We start from the raw sequence: 16408 nt of genomic DNA on the forward strand, positions 1-16408 counted from the left end.
AAGGCGTGCGCAAGGCAGCGATCCTGCTGATGACGCTGGGCGAAGATGCCGCGGTCGAAGTATTCAAATACCTCGGTCCCAAGGAAGTACAGCGGCTCGGCTTCGCCATGGCCAATATGGAAAACGTCCAGCGCGAAGAGGTCAACACCGCGCTGGATGATTTCGTCCTGTCGACCGAAAGCCGCGCCAATCTGGGTGCCGCCGACGAGTACATCCGTTCGGTGCTGACCAAGGCGCTGGGCTCGGACAAGGCCGCCAATCTGCTGGATCGCATCCTGCAAGGCAACGACAACAATGGGATCGAGTCGTTGAAGTGGATGGATTCGGTCGCGGTGGCCGAGCTGATCCGCAACGAACATCCACAGATCGTCGCGACCATCCTGGTGCACCTGGAGCCGGATCAGTCTTCCGAGATCCTGGCGCACTTCGTCGAACGCGTGCGCAACGACGTGTTGCTGCGGATTGCGACGCTCGAGGGCGTGCAGCCTGCGGCGCTGCGCGAACTGAACGATGTGCTGACGCAGCTGCTGTCGGGTTCGGACAAGATCAAGAAGAGTGCGATGGGTGGCGTGCACATGGCTGCCGAGATCCTCAACTTCATGGGCGGCGTCACTGAAGCCTCGGCGATCTCGAGCATCCGCGACTACGATCCGGAGCTGGCGCAGAAGATCCAGGACAAAATGTTCACCTTCGATAATCTGCTGGATATCGACGACCGCGGCATCCAGATGCTGCTGCGCGAGATCCAGTCCGATTCGCTCATTGTTGCGCTCAAGGGAACAAGCCAGGCGCTCAAGGACAAAGTGTTCAAGAACATGTCGCAGCGCGCGGCCGAGATGCTGCGCGACGACCTCGAAGCCAAGGGTCCGGTCAAGCTGTCCGAAGTCGAGGCCGAGCAGAAGGAAATCCTCAAAATCGTCCGTCGCCTTGCCGATGAGGGCCAGATCGTCCTGTCCGGCAAGGGCGACGAAGGCCTGGTCGATTAAGCGATGGCCGGTCCGCATCGACGCGTCATTCCGCGCGAGGAGCTCACCGCCTGGGAGCGCTGGGAACTGGGCGGTATCGACGAGGAGCGCCGGGCACGACAGCCGCAGCCTGCGGCGGCGCCGTTGCCGCCGGTCGTTCAGGTCGAACCCGAGCCGGTTTTGCCGGCGCCGGTCGACGACGCGGCAACGGTGTACGAGTCGCTGCCGGTGGCTGAGGTCAGTCTGCCCACGGCCGAAGAAATCGAGGCGATCGAACAGCAGGCCATGCGCGAAGGCTTCGATGCTGGCCTCGAAGCGGGGCGTCTGGCTGCCGAGGACGAAATCGGACGGCTCAAGGGCGTGCTGAGTTCGCTGGACAATCTGGTCGCTGGCGCTGAGCACGACCTGGCCGAATCGGTACTCGATCTTGCGCTGGTGCTGGCGCGCGAACTGGTGCGCCAAGAGGTCGCCGCCGATCGCAAGCTGTTGCTACCGGCCATTGTCGAGGCGCTCTCGGGCATTCCACCCGCCAGTGGCACGTCCCGGCTTTATCTGCACCCGGACGATCTGAATGCACTCGAACCGATGCTGGCAATCGAGCTGTCCGGCGAAACGTGGCGATTGATCGCCGACCCGCGCCTCAATTCCGGCGACGCCCGCATCGAAACGGCGTCGACACAGATCGATCTGGCGCTGCCGGCCCGCTGGCACACGATGTTGCGCGTGCTGAACCGGGCCGATCGTGGCGAGCTTGGCTGGAATGCGCCGGTTTCGCCGGCCGATGGAGCCGGCAGCGGTGGCTGAGCGGCTGCAGGCCTGCCGGCAGTATCTGGCCGATTGCAGTGACGCGGTCCGCTGGATCCGGCCGTGGAAGCCACGTGGCAAACTGGTTCGCGTTTCCGGGCTGGTACTCGAAGTTGCCGGGCTCAAACTGCCGCTCGGTGCATCGTGCGAGGTCATGACGCCCGGTGGCCATCCGGTCGAGGCCGTCGTCGTCGGCTTCAACGACGACCGGTTGTTTCTGATGCCGATCAGTGAAGTCTACGGCGTCGAGCCGGGGGCCGAGGTCGTGCCCTATGAGGACGTCGCCGCCTGGATTCCCGAGTATGGCAATCCGAAGCCGCCAGCGCGACGGCTCGAAGACCACGGGCGTCAGGTGCCGGTCGGCTGGGGCTTGCTCGGGCGGATTCTCGACGGGCTGGGGCGGCCACTCGATGGTCGCGGCAAGTTGCAGGTCGACGCCTACGCACCCTTGTTTGCCCGAGCCTACAACCCGATGGATCGCCAGCCGGTGCGCGACGTGATGGACGTCGGCGTCCGCGCGATCAATGCGATGCTCACCGTGGGTCGCGGGCAGCGGCTTGGCCTGTTTGCCGGTTCGGGGGTCGGCAAGTCGGTCTTGCTCGGCATGATGGCGCGGTTCACGACGGCCGACGTTGTTGTTGTCGGGCTGATCGGCGAGCGCGGTCGCGAGGTCAAGGATTTCATCGAGAACATTCTTGGCGACGAAGGGTTGGCGCGCTCGGTGGTCGTCGCTGCACCGGCGGATACGCCGCCGCTGTTGCGGCTGTACGGTGCGGCGTACGCGACCAGCATCGCCGAGTATTTCCGCAATCAGGGCAAGCACGTGCTGCTGATCATGGATTCGTTGACGCGCTATGCGATGGCCCAGCGCGAGATCGCGCTGGCAGTCGGCGAGCCGCCGGCGACCAAGGGCTATCCGCCGTCGGTGTTCGCCCGGTTGCCGCAGTTGGTCGAGCGGGCCGGCAACGGTCGCGAAGGCGGTGGTTCGATCACGGCGTTCTACACCGTGCTGTCCGAAGGCGATGACCAGCAGGACCCGATTGCCGACAATGCGCGGGCCATTCTCGACGGCCATTTCGTGCTCAGCCGTCAGTTGGCCGAAGCCGGTCACTATCCGGCGATCGACATCGAGGCATCGATTTCCCGGGTGATGCATGACATCGTCGCCCCGGAGGAGTTCGAGCTGGTGCGGCGCTTCAAGTACCTGTACTCGCGCTACCAGCGTTCGCGCGATCTGATCAGCGTCGGTGCCTACGTGCCTGGGTCGGACACGCTGCTCGACGAGGCGATTCGCCGCTATCCGGCATTCGAAGGCTTCCTGCAGCAGCGCATCCACGAGCAGGAAAGCTACGCCGGCGCCCGTACCAAGCTGGCCGGGCTGTTTGCATGAGTCGACGCTAGATCATGGCCAAATTCCGTTTTGAATTCTTGCTCGAACTCGCTAGCGAGGCACGCGAGCGGGAGGCCAAGGCCTTGCAGGCCGCCCAGGCGGCGGAGCAGGGCGCGCGCGAACGGCTGGGGCAGATTCAGCAGTACTGCGACGAGTACCGCCGCAAGCTGACCCAGAGCGCGCAGTCCGGCATTACCGTGGTGCAGTTTCGCGATTACCAGCTGTTTCTCGGCAAGCTCGACGATGCGGCCAAGCAGCAGTTGGCCGAGGTCGCGCGATTGGGAATGGAGCGCGACGCCGCGCTGGCGCGGTTTGTCGAGTGCGAAAAGAAACTCAAGGCCTACGAGGCGCTGAAGGTTCGCCATGGCAAACAACAGGACAAGCTCGAACTGCAACGAGAGCAGAAGCTGCTCGACGAGTTCAACAGCCGGCCGCGCTAGCCACCCGGGCGAATCTTGTAGACGTTCGACGACAGCTGCAGTGTTGCATCGAACGCCACTGGCGGCCTGTGCGGGTGGATCTTGAGGATGGCGTCGACGCGAAAACGCAGCGCGCGTTCAAGTTCGCGCGGCGCTTCCAGTGAAATGCGTACCCGTCCCAGCCTCGGCTCGTGCCGCTCGATCGCCTTGCGTATCCGCTCGCGCAACAGCTCGCGATCTTCCGGATTCAGCAGGCTGACACCGGAAAGATCGGGAATGCCAAAGCCGACCATCGTTTCGGCCGCCAGCGGGTAGGCTTCGAATATTTCGCTGTAATCGATCGTCCGTGTGTTCAGCAGCGCTTCCAGATCGCGCGCCAAAGCCCGCTTGAAGTCGGGCATGTCGAACAGCATCCAGCTTCCGCTAGGCGGGCGATCCGGTTCATCGTCGAGCAATCGGTCCAGGATCGACGGCTGGATCGAGACGGCGTGGCGGCTCATCCGCCGATGAACGTGCCGACCTGTTGGCCGAGCAGGATGCGATAGGCGACGAAAATCCCGACCGCGACGATGGCGAGTACCGCAAAGTACAGCCACAGCGGCAGTTCGTGCCGGACAAAGGCCTGGAAACGCTGCGGCAGCTTCCAGTTCGGCGCGAATTCAGCCTTGCCGCCGCGGACTTGCTGGATTTCCTGGCCAAGACGGTGTGCGAGGTAGCCGAGCTTTTCGCTGCCTTCGAGCAGGTACTTGCCCTGAAAGCCGAGCAGCAGGCAGGTCTGGAAAACCTCAAGGGCTTCGACATGCTTCGCCGGGTCGAGCCGCAGCATTTCCAAGCGATCGAAAAAACCCTCGCCGGCAAGGTGCTCGCCGAACAGCCGCAGCTGCAGCGGCATCCGCTCCCACTCTTCGCGCAGCGGGAAATCGGACGACAGAACGATTTCATCCATCAGCGCGCAGAAGGCGTATTTAGCCTGCTCGATTGCATCGCCGGGTTTACCAAACTGGCGTGCATGACGTTCGAACTGGGCGAGGAACTGGTCGACGCGACGGTTGAATTCGGCCGTGCTGTTCGGTGCATTGCCATCGCGCAGCAGGAAAAGCAGGTAGGTCCCGTCTTCGAGCATGTCGCGCAGCGCCGGGGCGGTGGGCTGTTCGACGCTGAGCGGGTGAGCGATGTCGGTGGGGGCGTTCATGCCGGATCCTTGTGTGGGGTCAGCGGAATACCGCAATCAGCTCGAGCCGGAGTTCGGCTAGGGTCTGCGGCACGTAGATGCAGACCGAGCGGGATTGCAGCATGCGCTGGAAGATGTCGCCGCGCGGTTCGAGCGCGAAGTAATGGTTGCCGACGCGAACCGGAATCGCCGAAGGCGTCTGACCGACGTGGGCGAGGCTGACGCCGCGCAGCGCCGAGTTGAGGATCTTCTCGACGTCATCCGGTGCACCGATCTTGAACTTGAATGGCACCGATTCGATGACCTGTGCGGCTGGCAGATCGCTCTGCACCGACAGGTAGAAGTCGACGTTGTCGATCAGGCGGTCGCTTTCGAGTCGGCCGATATGGAACGACGGTTTGGGCTGATTGAGTGGAATGACCGCGTAGCGCGCCGAAATCACCGTCTCGAGCAGTTCGCGGATCTGTGCGTCGAGGACCGGCAGTACTTCCGACAGTGCATCGTGCCGGTAGGGGGGCAGGTCGCCGAGCGAATAGATGCTCGAGAACGTCTGCAGCTCGCCACAGAATTCAGCCAGCGCGAGATAGAGCTCTTCCGGGTGCAGCGGTTCGCAACGCGCCAGGTGATTGAGTCGCGCGAAATTGCGGTTGACCGTGTGCAGCAGCCAGAACGATGCGATGTCGGTCGTGCCGTATTCCATGACGTTCTTGGCGCGTTCGCGATGCGCACCGGCGAGCGCCTGGCTCTTCACGACCAGAATGTCGAGCAGCCGGCGCAGGATGCGCGTCACCGGTGCCGCTGCCGCGACGGTCAGCAGCGGCGGCAGATAGTCGTCGATGCGCTGCCACTGACCGGTGGCGTTCTTGGTCAGCCGGGCAATCGGGATCGAATCGTAACCGTCGCGGTTTTCCTCTTCGACCATCAGCCGGACATCGAGATCCAGCGTACTCAGATCGGCTTCAAGCGCCTGCGTATATAGATCTGCCGCGGCCAGTTGCTGACTGCGGAAGCGGGTTGGCCGATTGCCTGTACCGGCGTCGGCAACCGTGTTGCCGCCGTACGGCATCAAATGGGCGAGGCAGGCATACAGCGTGGTCTCGACACCCAGCTGCGGGATTTCCGCCAGATCGCGCGAGCGCGGCAGGGGTTCCGTGGCTGGCGCCCTGAACGCGGTGCCGTCGCGGAACAGCAGCGACAGCGCATCGACCCGAATCTGACCACCGCGCAACGCGGCATCGTCGAGCTCAAGTCCTTGCAGACCCCAGGCGTGGCGATGGTGGCTGTGCACGGCATGGGTGAGTTGATTGGCGTGATGCAGTGCCTGCTGCTGGAAGTGCTGGGGGCGCAGGAACATGCCCTCTCCCCAGAGGATGCGTTTGGCGTCGAGCATAGGCTGGGCGGCTTCGCCGTCTCCTTTTTACAAATTTGTCGCGGCGTTTATCGGCGACCGGCGGTTTTGGACGAGGGGGCGCAGTCAGGTTTGAACGCGACCGGGACACCTGGCTGCGGCAGCGCTTTGGGGACCTGTACCTGCAGATAGCAATCCTGGACCTTGAAGGTCAGCCCGTCGCTGCGAACATCGCCGGCGTCGACCAGAAAGCGCCAGTGGTTCGTATCCGGCTTGCGGAAGTAGCCGACCACGCCGACGAAGCGCGTTTCCGGCTTGATCTGATCCTTGATGCTTTGCTTGCTACCCGGCACCAGCACCAGTTCGCTACGGGAAATCAGGTCGTTACCAAAAAGTTCTGCGTCAGATTTTCCACTGGATGTGGCATCAAAAGTCAGCTTGTTGAACTCGGCGGCGTCCTTGAGCTGATAGACCCGAACGACGATCGACAGCGGCTTGCCGCCAGTGTCCCGGTTGATGATCGGCGCTGCCTCTCCCTGGATCGCGTAGTCCTTTGGACCTGATGCACAGCTCGCCAGCGCCAGCACAGCCAAGACGGCCGCCAAGCCGCGAACGGGCTTTTTTCTTACAAAAAAGCGATGTTTCATGTTCATGCTCGTTCAGATGACTTTGATGAGACGGGAAAAATATTATACATTTCTCTCGGATTTTTGAATGACTTAGAAAGTATCCAGTTTGTTGGTTGCTTGTTTGTTGGTGCTTATTTGTTAAGTATTTGCTTATTTTAACCGTCTGTTAGCTGACGAGCGGTCGATTTGAACAACGTTGTCTTGCTGCTTTCCGGTCTGTCCTTGCTGTTGCTGGCATTGGCCTGGTTAGGGTGGCGCTTCTTTTACTGGGACCGCTCCGTTGTGGTGGCGCAAGCTCCGGCCGCGCCTCAACCCGATGTGGTCGTGGCGTCGCGCCCGGTGCTTACGGACTCTCAGCCCGTACTCATCCGGGAGCAGAGACCATCGCGCTGGCGCGGTGGCCGCCTGTTGCTGGTATCGGTGTTGCTCATCTCGATGGTGGTGCTGCTGACGCTAAGGCTGGCCGGCTACCACGTGCTTGGCGAGCTTGGCCCGCAGGAATACGCATCGCTGCGCAATATCCAGCTGGCCTTGACCGAAGAGAAGCTGGTCCCGCCGCCGCCGTTGCCGCCGTCGATGTTTGTCACCAGCGAGCGGCCGTCGCTGGCGGGTGCCGACCGCGATTGGAGCCGACTCGATCCGGACTTCGTCCAGCGGGTGTTGGCGCTGATGGCCAGGATGGAGGCGCGCGGCTACCCGCTGGCGCTGCTTGAAGGCTATCGCAGCCCGGAAAGGCAGGACTCGCTGGCATCACAGGAGAACCTGGTGACCAAGGCCAAGGGTGGCCAGAGCAAGCATCAGTACGGCATGGCCGTCGATTTGGCACCGATTCGCAGCGGCAAGATCGTGATTTCCGAGCGCGACCCTTGGGCAATGCAGGCTTATACCGCGCTCGGCGAAGAGGCCGAGGCCGCGAAACTGACTTGGGGTGGGCGTTGGAGTTTCAAGGATTACGGCCATATCGAAGTACCCGGTTCGATCGCCTCGCTGACCCGTGCGAAGCGATAGGCCATTTGCAATGAAAGCAACGAGGTTGTGAACGCAATGAAACGCTGGATGAAAAACGCCAAGGTCGCATCGGCCATCGGTTTCCTGATCCTGATCGCGCTGATCTGGTTCATCGGGCCGTTCTTCGGCCTGGTGTCGGCAGAGACGCGCTTTGGCTGGATTTTCGGGGTGATGCTGCTCTGGGTCATTACGCTGCTGATTGGCCAGATGGTCGCCAATCGTGCTGGCGGGCTGATCGAGAAAATGCTGCAGCGGCAGGCTGACGATGCCGTCATGGGCGCCAGTGCCGACAAGCGCGCCGAAGTCAATCTGCTGCGCCAGCGCATGCTGGGTGCGATCGACACGCTCAAGACCTCGCGTCTCGGCAAGGCACGCGGCAACGCGGCGCTGTACGAGCTGCCTTGGTACATGATCATCGGCCATCCGGCGGCGGGGAAGAGCACGGCGATCCTGCAGTCCGGCCTGACTTTTCCGTTCAGCGACAAGGCCGGTGTCCAGGGCGTGGGGGGGACGCGCAACTGCGACTGGTTCTTCGCTACCGAAGGCGTCCTGCTCGACACCGCGGGCCGTTACGCGACGCAAAGCGAGGACCGCAGCGAATGGCTCGAATTCCTCAAGCTGCTGAAGAAGCATCGCTCCAAGGCGCCGGTCAACGGCATCCTCGTCGCGATCAGCCTGCCCGAACTGGCGCAGCACAAGTCCGAAGGATTTGCGATCTACGCGCGGCAGATCCGCGAACGCATTCACGAGATCGAGGATATTTTCGGCCTGCAGGTGCCGATCTATCTGATCTTCACCAAGGTCGACCTGTTGGGCGGTTTCGGTGCGTTCTTCGAGGATGCCAACGAAGAGGATCGCAACCGGGTCTGGGGCGCGACGCTCAGCCACGATCAGGGCGCCGGTTTCAATATCGGCCACGTCGTCGGCCAGCAGTTCGAGCAGCTGTATCGCGGCCTGTCGCAGATGGGCGACGAGAAGCTGCTGCAGCACCGTGGCCCGAACGCCAAACCCGCGTACTTTGCCTTCCCGGTCGAATTCCATGCGTTGAAGGAGTCGGTCAGCCGCTTCGTCACGCTGTTGCACGAGGACGATCCGTATCACGCCAAGCCGCTGTTGCGCGGATTCTATTTCTCCAGCGCATTGCAGGAAGGCGTGCCGCGCATCGGTGCCGCCACCCGCGTCGCCGGACAGTTCGATCTGTCGCAGCCGGGTTTCGAGACCCGCCAGTCGCCGGCGTCGTACAGCTACTTCCTGCGCGACCTGTTCCGCGATGTCGTGTTCCCCGATCAGCACTTGATCACGCGCCAGACCCGGCCGAGCGGCAGCCGCTGGCGCCTGGCCGGTCTGGTCGCCGGCCTGTCGGTACTCGCCGTCATTGTCGGTGGCTTGACCTGGTCGTATATCGGCAACCAGAAGCTGATTGCCGTTGCCTCCGAAGAGCGCGCGCAGTCGACGAAGCTGGCCGCGACCGGCCAGATCTATGACCGACTCAAGGCGCTCGACCTGCTGCAGAAGCGGCTCGAAACGCTGCAGCAGTACCGCAAGGAAGGCCACCCGTGGCAGATCGGCATGGGCCTGTATCGCGGTGCCGAAGTCGAAACGGCGCTGCGCAAGGAATACTTCGACGGCGTGCGCAAGCTGATGCTGGCGCCGGTGAAGTCCAATCTCGAACTGGCACTAACCAATATCAAGGTCGCCGCGCCGGCGCCGGAAGCGCCCAAGCCGGTCGAAGCTGCACCGAAGGCGGCGCCGGTCATCGCGCCGACACCGGCTCCGGTGCACCGCGCGCCGGTCAAAAAACCGGTGATTCGGAAGCCGGGCCTGCCGGTGATCAACCTGAGCGCGGCAACACCGCTGCAGCGTGCGACCGCGGCTTCGGCCGTCGCCGCCGCACCGGTGCAGGGCGAGGTCAAGCTTGAGCAGGGTTACAACGCGCTCAAGACCTATCTGATGCTGCACGACAAGGTCCGGATGGACGAGGCACATCTGTCGGATCAATTGCCGCGCTACTGGCGGCCATGGCTGGAGCAGCAACGCAGCAATCGTCCGCTTGAGGACATCAACCCGTTGGCCGAGCGCATCGTCGCGTTCTACGTTTCGCAGATCAAGGAGCCCGATCTGCCGACGATCGACAACAGTGCCGAGACGGTCAGCAGCTCGCGTGAAGTGTTGCGCGGCTCGCTGCGCCGGCTGTCGGCGAAGGAGCGCGTCTACAACGAGCTGAAGGCGCGCGGCAACACCCGCTTCCAGCCGCTGACGGTCGCTCGCATCCTCAACGGCAAGGATGGCGATATCGTCGCCGGCAGCTATATGGTGCCGGGCGCGTTTACCCGCGAAGCATGGGACAAGTACATGCGCGGCGCGATCGACGAGGCCAGCCGCGGCGAGATCAAGAGCGACGACTGGGTGCTGGCGGCGTCATTGCAGGACAACCTCGGCCGTGATGGCGATCTGGAAAAGAACCGTAGCGAACTCGAGGCGCTGTATCGCGCCGATTACGCCCGCGAATGGAAGAAGTTCCTCCAGGGTGTGGCGGTCAAGGACTTCGCCGATCTGAACCAGGCTGCAGCGGGGATGACGCGTTTGGCCGATCCGCAAACCTCGCCGGTCAAGCTGATCATCGCGCGTGCTGCGTTCGAAACGGCGTGGGACAACCCGTCCGAATTGAGCAGCAAGCTCGAGAACGCCAAGCAGTCGGTGCTGGAAAAAACCACCTCGCTGATCAATGGCAGCGCACAGCCGCAAGCTGCCCAGCCGGGGCAGAAGGGAGTGGTCGGTGGTCAGTTCGTTGCAGTGGCCAAGCTGAACGAAGGCTCGCCGGCGCCGATCAACGGCTATCTCGACCAACTCGGCAAGCTCAAGGGCAAGCTGGTGCAGATTGCCTCGACCGACGACCAGGGCGGCGGCGCGCGCCAGTTGGTGCAGGCGACGCTGAACGGTACCGGGTCGGAGCTGGCGGATACCTTGCAATACGTCGACAACACCATGCTTGGCACCGCAGATTCCGAAACCCGTGAGGTCGTCCGGCCGTTGCTCGTCCGGCCGCTGATCCAGACCTATGCGGTGCTGCTGCCGCCGGTCGAGCGCGATCTGAATCAGGCGTGGGACAAGGAGGTTTACGCGCAGTGGAAGACGCTGTCGGCCAAGTACCCGTTCTCGGACAGCCAGGCCGAAGCGCCGCTGGGCGACATCGCCAAGTTCGTCAAACCCAACGACGGCACGCTCGACAAGTTCGTCGACAAGTATCTGAACGGTCTGGTGCTGAAAAAGGGTGATGCGCTGGTGCCGCGCACTTGGGCGAATCTGGGCATTCGCTTCCAGCCGGCCTTCCTGTCCGGTGCCGCACGGCTTGGTGATGCCGGCGCGACGCTGACGCAGGATGGCTCGGACGCGAAGTTCGAACTGCAGCCGGTGCCGACCTCGGGCTTGTCCGAAATCGTCGTCGAGATCGACGGCCAGACACTGCGTTACCGCAACGGCCCGCAACCGTGGCAGAGCTTCAGCTGGCCGAACCCGGGCGCCAGTCAGGGCGCGCGTATCCAGGTGGTCGCGTTCAACGGCGCCAGTGCGGTGGTGGCCAACCAGCAAGGCCGGATGGGCTGGACCAAGCTGCTGGCGCAGGCGCATGTCGAACGCAGCGATAACAACAGCGGCACCTTGAGCTGGTCCATCCGCAAGGGCGCAGCCGGCGATGCCGAGGTGGTGCGCGTCAACTACCGCATGGTCAGCGGCCCGAACCCGCTGCAGCTCTCGAGCCTGCGCAAGCTGAGCCTGCCGGAACGGATTACCCAGTAAGGACGACGATGGCTATCACTTTCATGCGCAACCCCGTGGTTGCGCCGCAATACGCAATTTTCGGCAAGCTGCCGCGCCGCGCCGATTTCGTCCGGGTCAATGCGACGCATCCGGTCGCGATCGAGTTCGATCAGTTGCTGGCAACCAGCCTGCGTTGGGCCAGCGAACAAGCTGACTGGCAGGACCGCTATCTGGCTGCCGAGGCGAGCGAATTCTTCTACGTCTCGGCCGATCGCCGTTGGGTGTTCTTCGGCGTGTTGCAACCCAGCCGGGACGAGGCGGGTCGCTACTACCCGCTGGTTGCCGGCGCGATCGTGCCGTTCGACCAGGGCGCGCAGAACCTGTCGCTGCTGGTGCTGGCGAACGAACTGTTCTTTGCCGGATTGCGAGACCAGCTGTCCAGCGCCGTCGATAACTCGGTGGAAATGCTGGCCTGCCGCCAGTTCCTCGAAGCCCAGTTGGCCCTCAACGGCCGGGCCGGCGCTGATCTCGACCTCGCCGGCCAAGTACTTGAACGCCATCTGCGGCAGACCGCCGCCAGCGAACTGGCCGGCCGGCTCAGCAGTACCGGTGGTGCTTCGCTGGAGGCAACGCTACTGGCGTTTGCATTTCATGGCGACTTCGTTCGTCGCTATGACGGCAGCGCGCCGCGCCAGGCCTTGCTGTTGCCACTGCCCGATGGCCCGGGTGAAGAGACCTTGGGACTGGCGACCTGGCTGACGCTGTATCAGGCCGCGACCCGTGGTCATGTCGGTCTCGACCCGCATTACCTGACGGTCACGCTGCAAGGCCGCCGCTATCTGGTGATTTCGCCGACCCGCTTTGCCGACAAGCAGCTGGCGCTGCTATGGGGGCTGCCGCCGGCGCCGCTGGCGGTGCTGGATGCCGGTGATGCCGAAGCACCATGGTCCAAGCATCAGGCTTACGCCGAGGCCGCGTACATCCTTGGCCGTCAGCTGGCCGACCCCGCGCTCAAGCTCGATGGATTACGAGATATTGTTTTAAATCTTACTTGTAAATTTTGATTTACTTATGTTTGAATTAATTTTTTGTGAAATCTAACCGGGACTGGTGGAGAGAATGGGAAAGGAAAGCACACAGAAGAAGTTGTCACGTGTCCGCCCGCCGCGGGTGCAGATCACCTATGACGTCGAGGTCGGCGACGCGATTGAAACCAAGGAGCTGCCGTTTGTGCTTGGCGTGCTCGGTGACTATTCGGGGCAGAGCAAAGTGCCGCTGCCGAAGCTCAAAGAGCGCAAGTTCGTGCAGATCGATCGCGACAACTTCGACGACGTCCTCAAGGGCATGGCGCCGCGGCTGGCGTATCGGGTTGACAACAAGCTGGCCGAAGACGGCAGCCAGCTCGGTATCGAACTCAACTTCAACGAACTGGCCGACTTCGAGCCGCAAAAGGTCGTCGAGCAGGTCGAACCGCTGGCCAAGCTGCTTGAGGCGCGCAAACGCCTTGCCGACCTGAAGAACAAGCTCGTCAGCAACGACAAGCTCGAAGCGCTGCTCGACGATATCGTCCGCGATACCGACAAGCTGCACGAGATCAGCCAGAACCGCCCGCAAGACCCGAACGCCTGATCCCGGAGCCATTTGCATGCAAACAGAACAACTTTCCCAGAGTGGCGCCAGCGTCGCCGAATCGTCGAGCCTGCTCGATACCATCATCGACCAGAGCCGGATCGCGACCAACGAGTTCGAGAAAGGCTACACGCGTGACCTGATCGGCGAACTGGTCGAGCAGGTGCTGGCCGGCACCGTGACGCTGTCGAAAGACCTCGCCGCGAGCATCGACGCACGCATCGCCGAGATCGACGGCCTGCTGTCCGAGCAACTGAACGAGATCATGCACCACGAAAGCTTCCAGAAGCTCGAAGCGTCGTGGCGTGGTCTGAAGTACCTGACTTCCGAATCCGAAACCAGCACCCAGCTCAAGATCAAGGTGCTGAACGTCTCGAAGAAGGATCTGGTCAAGGACTTCAAGGCATCGCCCGAGTTCGACCAGAGCGCGCTGTTCAAGAAAATCTACGAAGAGGAATACGGCACCTTCGGTGGCGCGCCGTATGCCGGCCTCGTCGGTGACTACGAGTTCGGTCGCCATCCGGAAGACTTCTACCTGCTCGACGAGCTGTCGCACGTGTCGGCATCGGCGCATGCGCCGCTGATCACTGCCGCGAGCCCGGGCCTGTTCGGTCTGGAGAGCTTTGCCGATATCGGCAAGCCGCGCGATCTGGCCAAGATCTTCGACACCGTCGAGTACGCCAAGTGGAAGTCGTTCCGCGAGTCCGAAGACTCGCGTTACGTCGGCATGGTGTTGCCGCACGTGCTCGGTCGCATGCCTTACGGCCGTGACACCGTCCCGGTCGAGGATTTCGACTTCGAAGAAAACGTCGACGGCACCGACCACAGCAAATACCTGTGGACCAATGCGGTGTACGGCTACGCCGCCCGTCTGACCGACGCATTTGCGCAGTTCGGCTGGCTGGCGGCAATTCGCGGTGTCGAAGGCGGTGGTCTGGTCGAAGGCCTGCCGGCGCATACCTTCAATACCGACGACGGTGAAGTGGCGCTGAAGTGCCCGACCGAAGTAGCGATCACCGACCGGACCGAGAAGGTGCTGTCCGATCTGGGCTTCATCTCGCTGGTGCACTGCAAGAACACCGACTACGCGGCGTTCTTCAGCGGCCAATCGGTACAGAAGGCCAAGACCTACAACACCGATTCGGCCAACGCCAACGCTCGGCTGTCGACGCAGCTGCCGTACATCTTCGCCGTGTCGCGGATTGCGCATTACATGAAGTCGATCATGCGCGACAAGATCGGCAGCTTTGCCACCCGTCAGAACGTGCAGGACTTCCTGAATACCTGGCTGGCGCAGTACGTGTTGCTCGACGATTCCGCTTCGCAGGAAGCCAAGTCGAAGTATCCGCTGCGCGAAGCCCGCGTGGACGTGGTCGAGGTGCCGGGCAAGCCGGGCGTGTATCGCGCCGCCGCTTTCCTGCGCCCGCACTTCCAGCTCGACGAACTCACGATTTCGCTCCGGCTCGTAGCCGAGCTGCCCAAGGCTGCGCGCTGAGCGAATCGCCGAGTAATACACATCCATCTACTAGGAGAATTTTTCAATGGCATTCGACGCCTTTCTGAAAATCGACGGCATCCCCGGCGAAAGCACCGACGACAAGCACAAGGAATGGATCGAGATCCAGTCGTTTGCGCACAAGATCGAACAGCCGGCACAAGCCACGGCGAGCTCGGCCGGCGGTGCTACTGCCGAACGCGTCAACCATGGCGTGTACGAAATCGAGCACTTCCTCGACAAGTCCAGCCCGAAGATCTACGAAGCGTGCTGCACCGGCAAGCACATCAAGGAAGTGACCATCGAGCTGTGCCGTGCTGGTGGCGACAAGGTCAAGTACATGGAAGTCAAGCTCGAACAGGTGCTGATTTCCAAGGTCGAGCCGACCGGTTCGGCCAACGACAACGGCTTCCCGCAGGAAAAGGTCAGCTTCAGCTACGGCAAGATCAAGTGGACCTACACCCAGCAGAAGCGTGAAGACGGTTCGGGCGGCGGCAACGTCAGCTCTGGCTGGGATCTGACTGCAAACAAGACGATCGCCTAATCAGCATCGCAACGGCCCGCCGCAAGGCGGGCCTGTTTTTCCCTGTTTTTTCCTGGAGGTTTTATGTTTCGCCTGGCTGTACTGAGCGCCGCCATCTTGTTGTCCGCCTGCACGCAGAATCCACCCGCCAAAGAGGCTGTGGGGCCGTGGGGTAAATCGGCTGCGAACGCGGCTGCAGCCAATGCGACCGATGCCGCCAAGAACAAGGCTGTCGCCACGGCGAAGGATGCCGCTGTCAATGCGGCAGATCCATCCCTGCTGGTTTTCTCAATACAGAGCGTCAAGCTGGATGATCAGGCGCAAGCGCAAGTCAAATTGCTGCTGCCGCAAGCCGTGACCGCCAAGACTGTCGTGATTACCGGCTACTGCAATCGCAAGGAAATCGGCAATGCCAAGGCTGCTGCGTTGGCGCGCGCGAACAACACCAAAAAAGAGCTGGTTAACCTCGGTGTTTCAGCCAACAAGATCAAGGTGAAGTTCGTGACCGAAGAAGCACGTCACGCAGCCAAAATCGATTTCCCGGCTTAAGTGATATCGGAACAGCTGTTTGCTGACTTCGCCAGCGCATTTAACTTTTGGCGAACAGCTGCTGCCGCAGACGCCCTGTCCAAACCGTACCGCTTCGAACTCGACAGTCTGTTATCCGATGCCGAGCTGGGGCTCAAATCGCAGCTGGGCCTGACCGTACTACCGCAAGGCGGCAGGTTTGGGTAGCCCGGAGGCGTAGTACTTTGCGGGTGATATGTTGACTTCGCAAATGGTGTCGCATCCGGAGCCCTATGCGATTGGTTGGAGCATGATGCAGTGCGCCGGTTAGCAAGGGCATGGGCGTGCGCCACAGGAATAAGCGATGCACATGCAAGGCGAAGATAAATACGGCAAAACGGTCAGTTTTTGTGCAGATGGTTACCAAGCTTGGAAACCAACCTTGGCCCGGATTGCTGACCGATGGCTTCAAAACACCGCCTGCCAACGATCCATTCAATTCTCTGGCGCTTTCCCGAGGATGAGGAACGCAGCAAACGCTATGAAGCCACCTGGAGCATCTTCTGTGACTACGCCTGCGCGCTCCCCACGGTGCCCGAACTCGACGGTATCGCACCGGAAAAGCCGTCTGAAAATCCGGCCAATCGTTTGGATCAGTCCAAAGGCCTTGATCCTGTTAGGGGGCGACCTTTGCATAGAGGCCGTTAACAGGCATCTCGCCATTCTGCTTCAAGCCATTTTGCTTACGGAAGCATCGGTGCGCT

The 16408-nt window shown here is 62.0% G+C and carries 16 protein-coding genes; 12 read left to right on the forward strand and 4 right to left on the reverse strand.

Annotated elements, in window-relative coordinates:
* Positions 1-29 precede the first annotated feature (29 nt).
* Genes fliG through fliJ form a run of 4 tightly spaced genes read left to right on the forward strand, consistent with a single transcriptional unit; the run spans position 30 to position 3599 of the window.
* The gene (gene fliG, locus R0382_RS11505) at positions 30-986 is read left to right on the forward strand and encodes a flagellar motor switch protein FliG (protein WP_432724163.1); all 957 of its coding nucleotides are present in this window, start codon (positions 30-32) and stop codon (positions 984-986) included.
* A gap of 3 nt (positions 987-989) precedes the next feature.
* Positions 990-1769 (forward strand): flagellar assembly protein FliH, encoded by a 780-nt coding sequence (locus R0382_RS11510; protein ID WP_432719728.1) that lies wholly within the window; start codon positions 990-992, stop codon positions 1767-1769.
* Entirely contained in the window at positions 1762-3159 is a 1398-nt protein-coding gene (gene fliI, locus R0382_RS11515) for a flagellar protein export ATPase FliI (protein ID WP_432719729.1), read from the forward strand. Before R0382_RS11510 ends, fliI begins: the two co-directional genes overlap by 8 nt.
* A 14-nt stretch (positions 3160-3173) precedes the next feature.
* Entirely contained in the window at positions 3174-3599 is a 426-nt protein-coding gene (gene fliJ / locus R0382_RS11520; RefSeq protein WP_432719730.1) for a flagellar export protein FliJ, read from the forward strand.
* On the opposite strand, the gene tssE is transcribed toward fliJ, so the two are convergent.
* The 4 genes from tssE to tssJ are packed head-to-tail and all read right to left on the reverse strand — an operon-like array spanning position 3596 to position 6744.
* Complete coding sequence (tssE, locus tag R0382_RS11525) at positions 3596-4078, reverse strand: type VI secretion system baseplate subunit TssE (RefSeq protein ID WP_432719731.1); 483 nt, start codon at positions 4076-4078, stop codon at positions 3596-3598. The genes fliJ and tssE overlap by 4 nt on opposite strands.
* Entirely contained in the window at positions 4075-4770 is a 696-nt protein-coding gene (gene icmH, locus R0382_RS11530) for a type IVB secretion system protein IcmH/DotU (protein ID WP_432719732.1), read from the reverse strand. Before icmH ends, tssE begins: the two co-directional genes overlap by 4 nt.
* 19 nt (positions 4771-4789) lie before the next feature.
* Entirely contained in the window at positions 4790-6139 is a 1350-nt protein-coding gene (gene tssK, locus R0382_RS11535; RefSeq protein ID WP_432719733.1) for a type VI secretion system baseplate subunit TssK, read from the reverse strand.
* A 47-nt stretch (positions 6140-6186) separates the two neighbouring features.
* Positions 6187-6744, reverse strand: a complete 558-nt coding sequence (tssJ, locus tag R0382_RS11540; RefSeq protein WP_432719734.1) for a type VI secretion system lipoprotein TssJ — start codon at positions 6742-6744, stop codon at positions 6187-6189.
* 168 nt (positions 6745-6912) lie between these two features.
* On the opposite strand from tssJ, the gene R0382_RS11545 reads away from it, so the two are divergent.
* The 8 genes from R0382_RS11545 to R0382_RS11580 all read left to right on the forward strand — a co-directional run bounded on the left by R0382_RS11545 (position 6913) and on the right by R0382_RS11580 (position 16352).
* Complete coding sequence (locus R0382_RS11545; protein ID WP_432719735.1) at positions 6913-7734, forward strand: M15 family metallopeptidase; 822 nt, start codon at positions 6913-6915, stop codon at positions 7732-7734.
* Positions 7735-7782: 48 nt separating this feature from the next.
* Complete coding sequence (gene tssM / locus R0382_RS11550; RefSeq protein WP_432719736.1) at positions 7783-11529, forward strand: type VI secretion system membrane subunit TssM; 3747 nt, start codon at positions 7783-7785, stop codon at positions 11527-11529.
* 8 nt (positions 11530-11537) lie between these two features.
* A complete protein-coding gene (gene tagF, locus R0382_RS11555; RefSeq protein ID WP_432719737.1) occupies positions 11538-12554 on the forward strand; it encodes a type VI secretion system-associated protein TagF in 1017 nt (338 codons plus the stop codon).
* 55 nt (positions 12555-12609) lie between these two features.
* Positions 12610-13119, forward strand: a complete 510-nt coding sequence (gene tssB / locus R0382_RS11560; RefSeq protein WP_432719738.1) for a type VI secretion system contractile sheath small subunit — start codon at positions 12610-12612, stop codon at positions 13117-13119.
* Between the two features lie 16 nt (positions 13120-13135).
* A complete protein-coding gene (gene tssC / locus R0382_RS11565) occupies positions 13136-14614 on the forward strand; it encodes a type VI secretion system contractile sheath large subunit (RefSeq protein ID WP_432719739.1) in 1479 nt (492 codons plus the stop codon).
* A gap of 46 nt (positions 14615-14660) precedes the next feature.
* On the forward strand, positions 14661-15158 hold the full coding sequence (locus R0382_RS11570) for an Hcp family type VI secretion system effector (RefSeq protein WP_432719740.1): 498 nt from the start codon (positions 14661-14663) through the stop codon (positions 15156-15158).
* Between the two features lie 63 nt (positions 15159-15221).
* A complete protein-coding gene (locus R0382_RS11575; RefSeq protein WP_432719741.1) occupies positions 15222-15686 on the forward strand; it encodes an OmpA family protein in 465 nt (154 codons plus the stop codon).
* Positions 15687-16106: 420 nt separating this feature from the next.
* Positions 16107-16352 (forward strand): hypothetical protein, encoded by a 246-nt coding sequence (locus R0382_RS11580; protein WP_432719742.1) that lies wholly within the window; start codon positions 16107-16109, stop codon positions 16350-16352.
* The last annotated feature ends 56 nt before the right edge of the window (positions 16353-16408 follow it).

The sequence above is a fragment of the Jeongeupia wiesaeckerbachi genome, assembly GCF_050916355.1.
Lineage (GTDB): Bacteria > Pseudomonadota > Gammaproteobacteria > Burkholderiales > Chitinibacteraceae > Jeongeupia > Jeongeupia wiesaeckerbachi.

Excerpts from the sequence above, each read along its gene's own strand:
- fliG (WP_432724163.1), top strand. The coding sequence starts at position 30 with ATGACGCTGGGCGAAGATGCCGCGGTCGAAGTATTCAAATACCTCGGT.
- R0382_RS11510 (WP_432719728.1), top strand. The coding sequence starts at position 990 with ATGGCCGGTCCGCATCGACGCGTCATTCCGCGCGAGGAGCTCACCGCC.
- fliJ (WP_432719730.1), top strand. The coding sequence starts at position 3,174 with ATGGCCAAATTCCGTTTTGAATTCTTGCTCGAACTCGCTAGCGAGGCA.
- tssE (WP_432719731.1), bottom strand. The coding sequence starts at position 4,078 with ATGAGCCGCCACGCCGTCTCGATCCAGCCGTCGATCCTGGACCGATTG.
- icmH (WP_432719732.1), bottom strand. The coding sequence starts at position 4,770 with ATGAACGCCCCCACCGACATCGCTCACCCGCTCAGCGTCGAACAGCCC.
- tssK (WP_432719733.1), bottom strand. The coding sequence starts at position 6,139 with ATGCTCGACGCCAAACGCATCCTCTGGGGAGAGGGCATGTTCCTGCGC.
- tssJ (WP_432719734.1), bottom strand. The coding sequence starts at position 6,744 with ATGAAACATCGCTTTTTTGTAAGAAAAAAGCCCGTTCGCGGCTTGGCG.
- tssM (WP_432719736.1), top strand. The coding sequence starts at position 7,783 with ATGAAAAACGCCAAGGTCGCATCGGCCATCGGTTTCCTGATCCTGATC.
- tagF (WP_432719737.1), top strand. The coding sequence starts at position 11,538 with ATGGCTATCACTTTCATGCGCAACCCCGTGGTTGCGCCGCAATACGCA.
- tssB (WP_432719738.1), top strand. The coding sequence starts at position 12,610 with ATGGGAAAGGAAAGCACACAGAAGAAGTTGTCACGTGTCCGCCCGCCG.
- tssC (WP_432719739.1), top strand. The coding sequence starts at position 13,136 with ATGCAAACAGAACAACTTTCCCAGAGTGGCGCCAGCGTCGCCGAATCG.
- R0382_RS11570 (WP_432719740.1), top strand. The coding sequence starts at position 14,661 with ATGGCATTCGACGCCTTTCTGAAAATCGACGGCATCCCCGGCGAAAGC.
- R0382_RS11575 (WP_432719741.1), top strand. The coding sequence starts at position 15,222 with ATGTTTCGCCTGGCTGTACTGAGCGCCGCCATCTTGTTGTCCGCCTGC.
- R0382_RS11580 (WP_432719742.1), top strand. The coding sequence starts at position 16,107 with ATGGCTTCAAAACACCGCCTGCCAACGATCCATTCAATTCTCTGGCGC.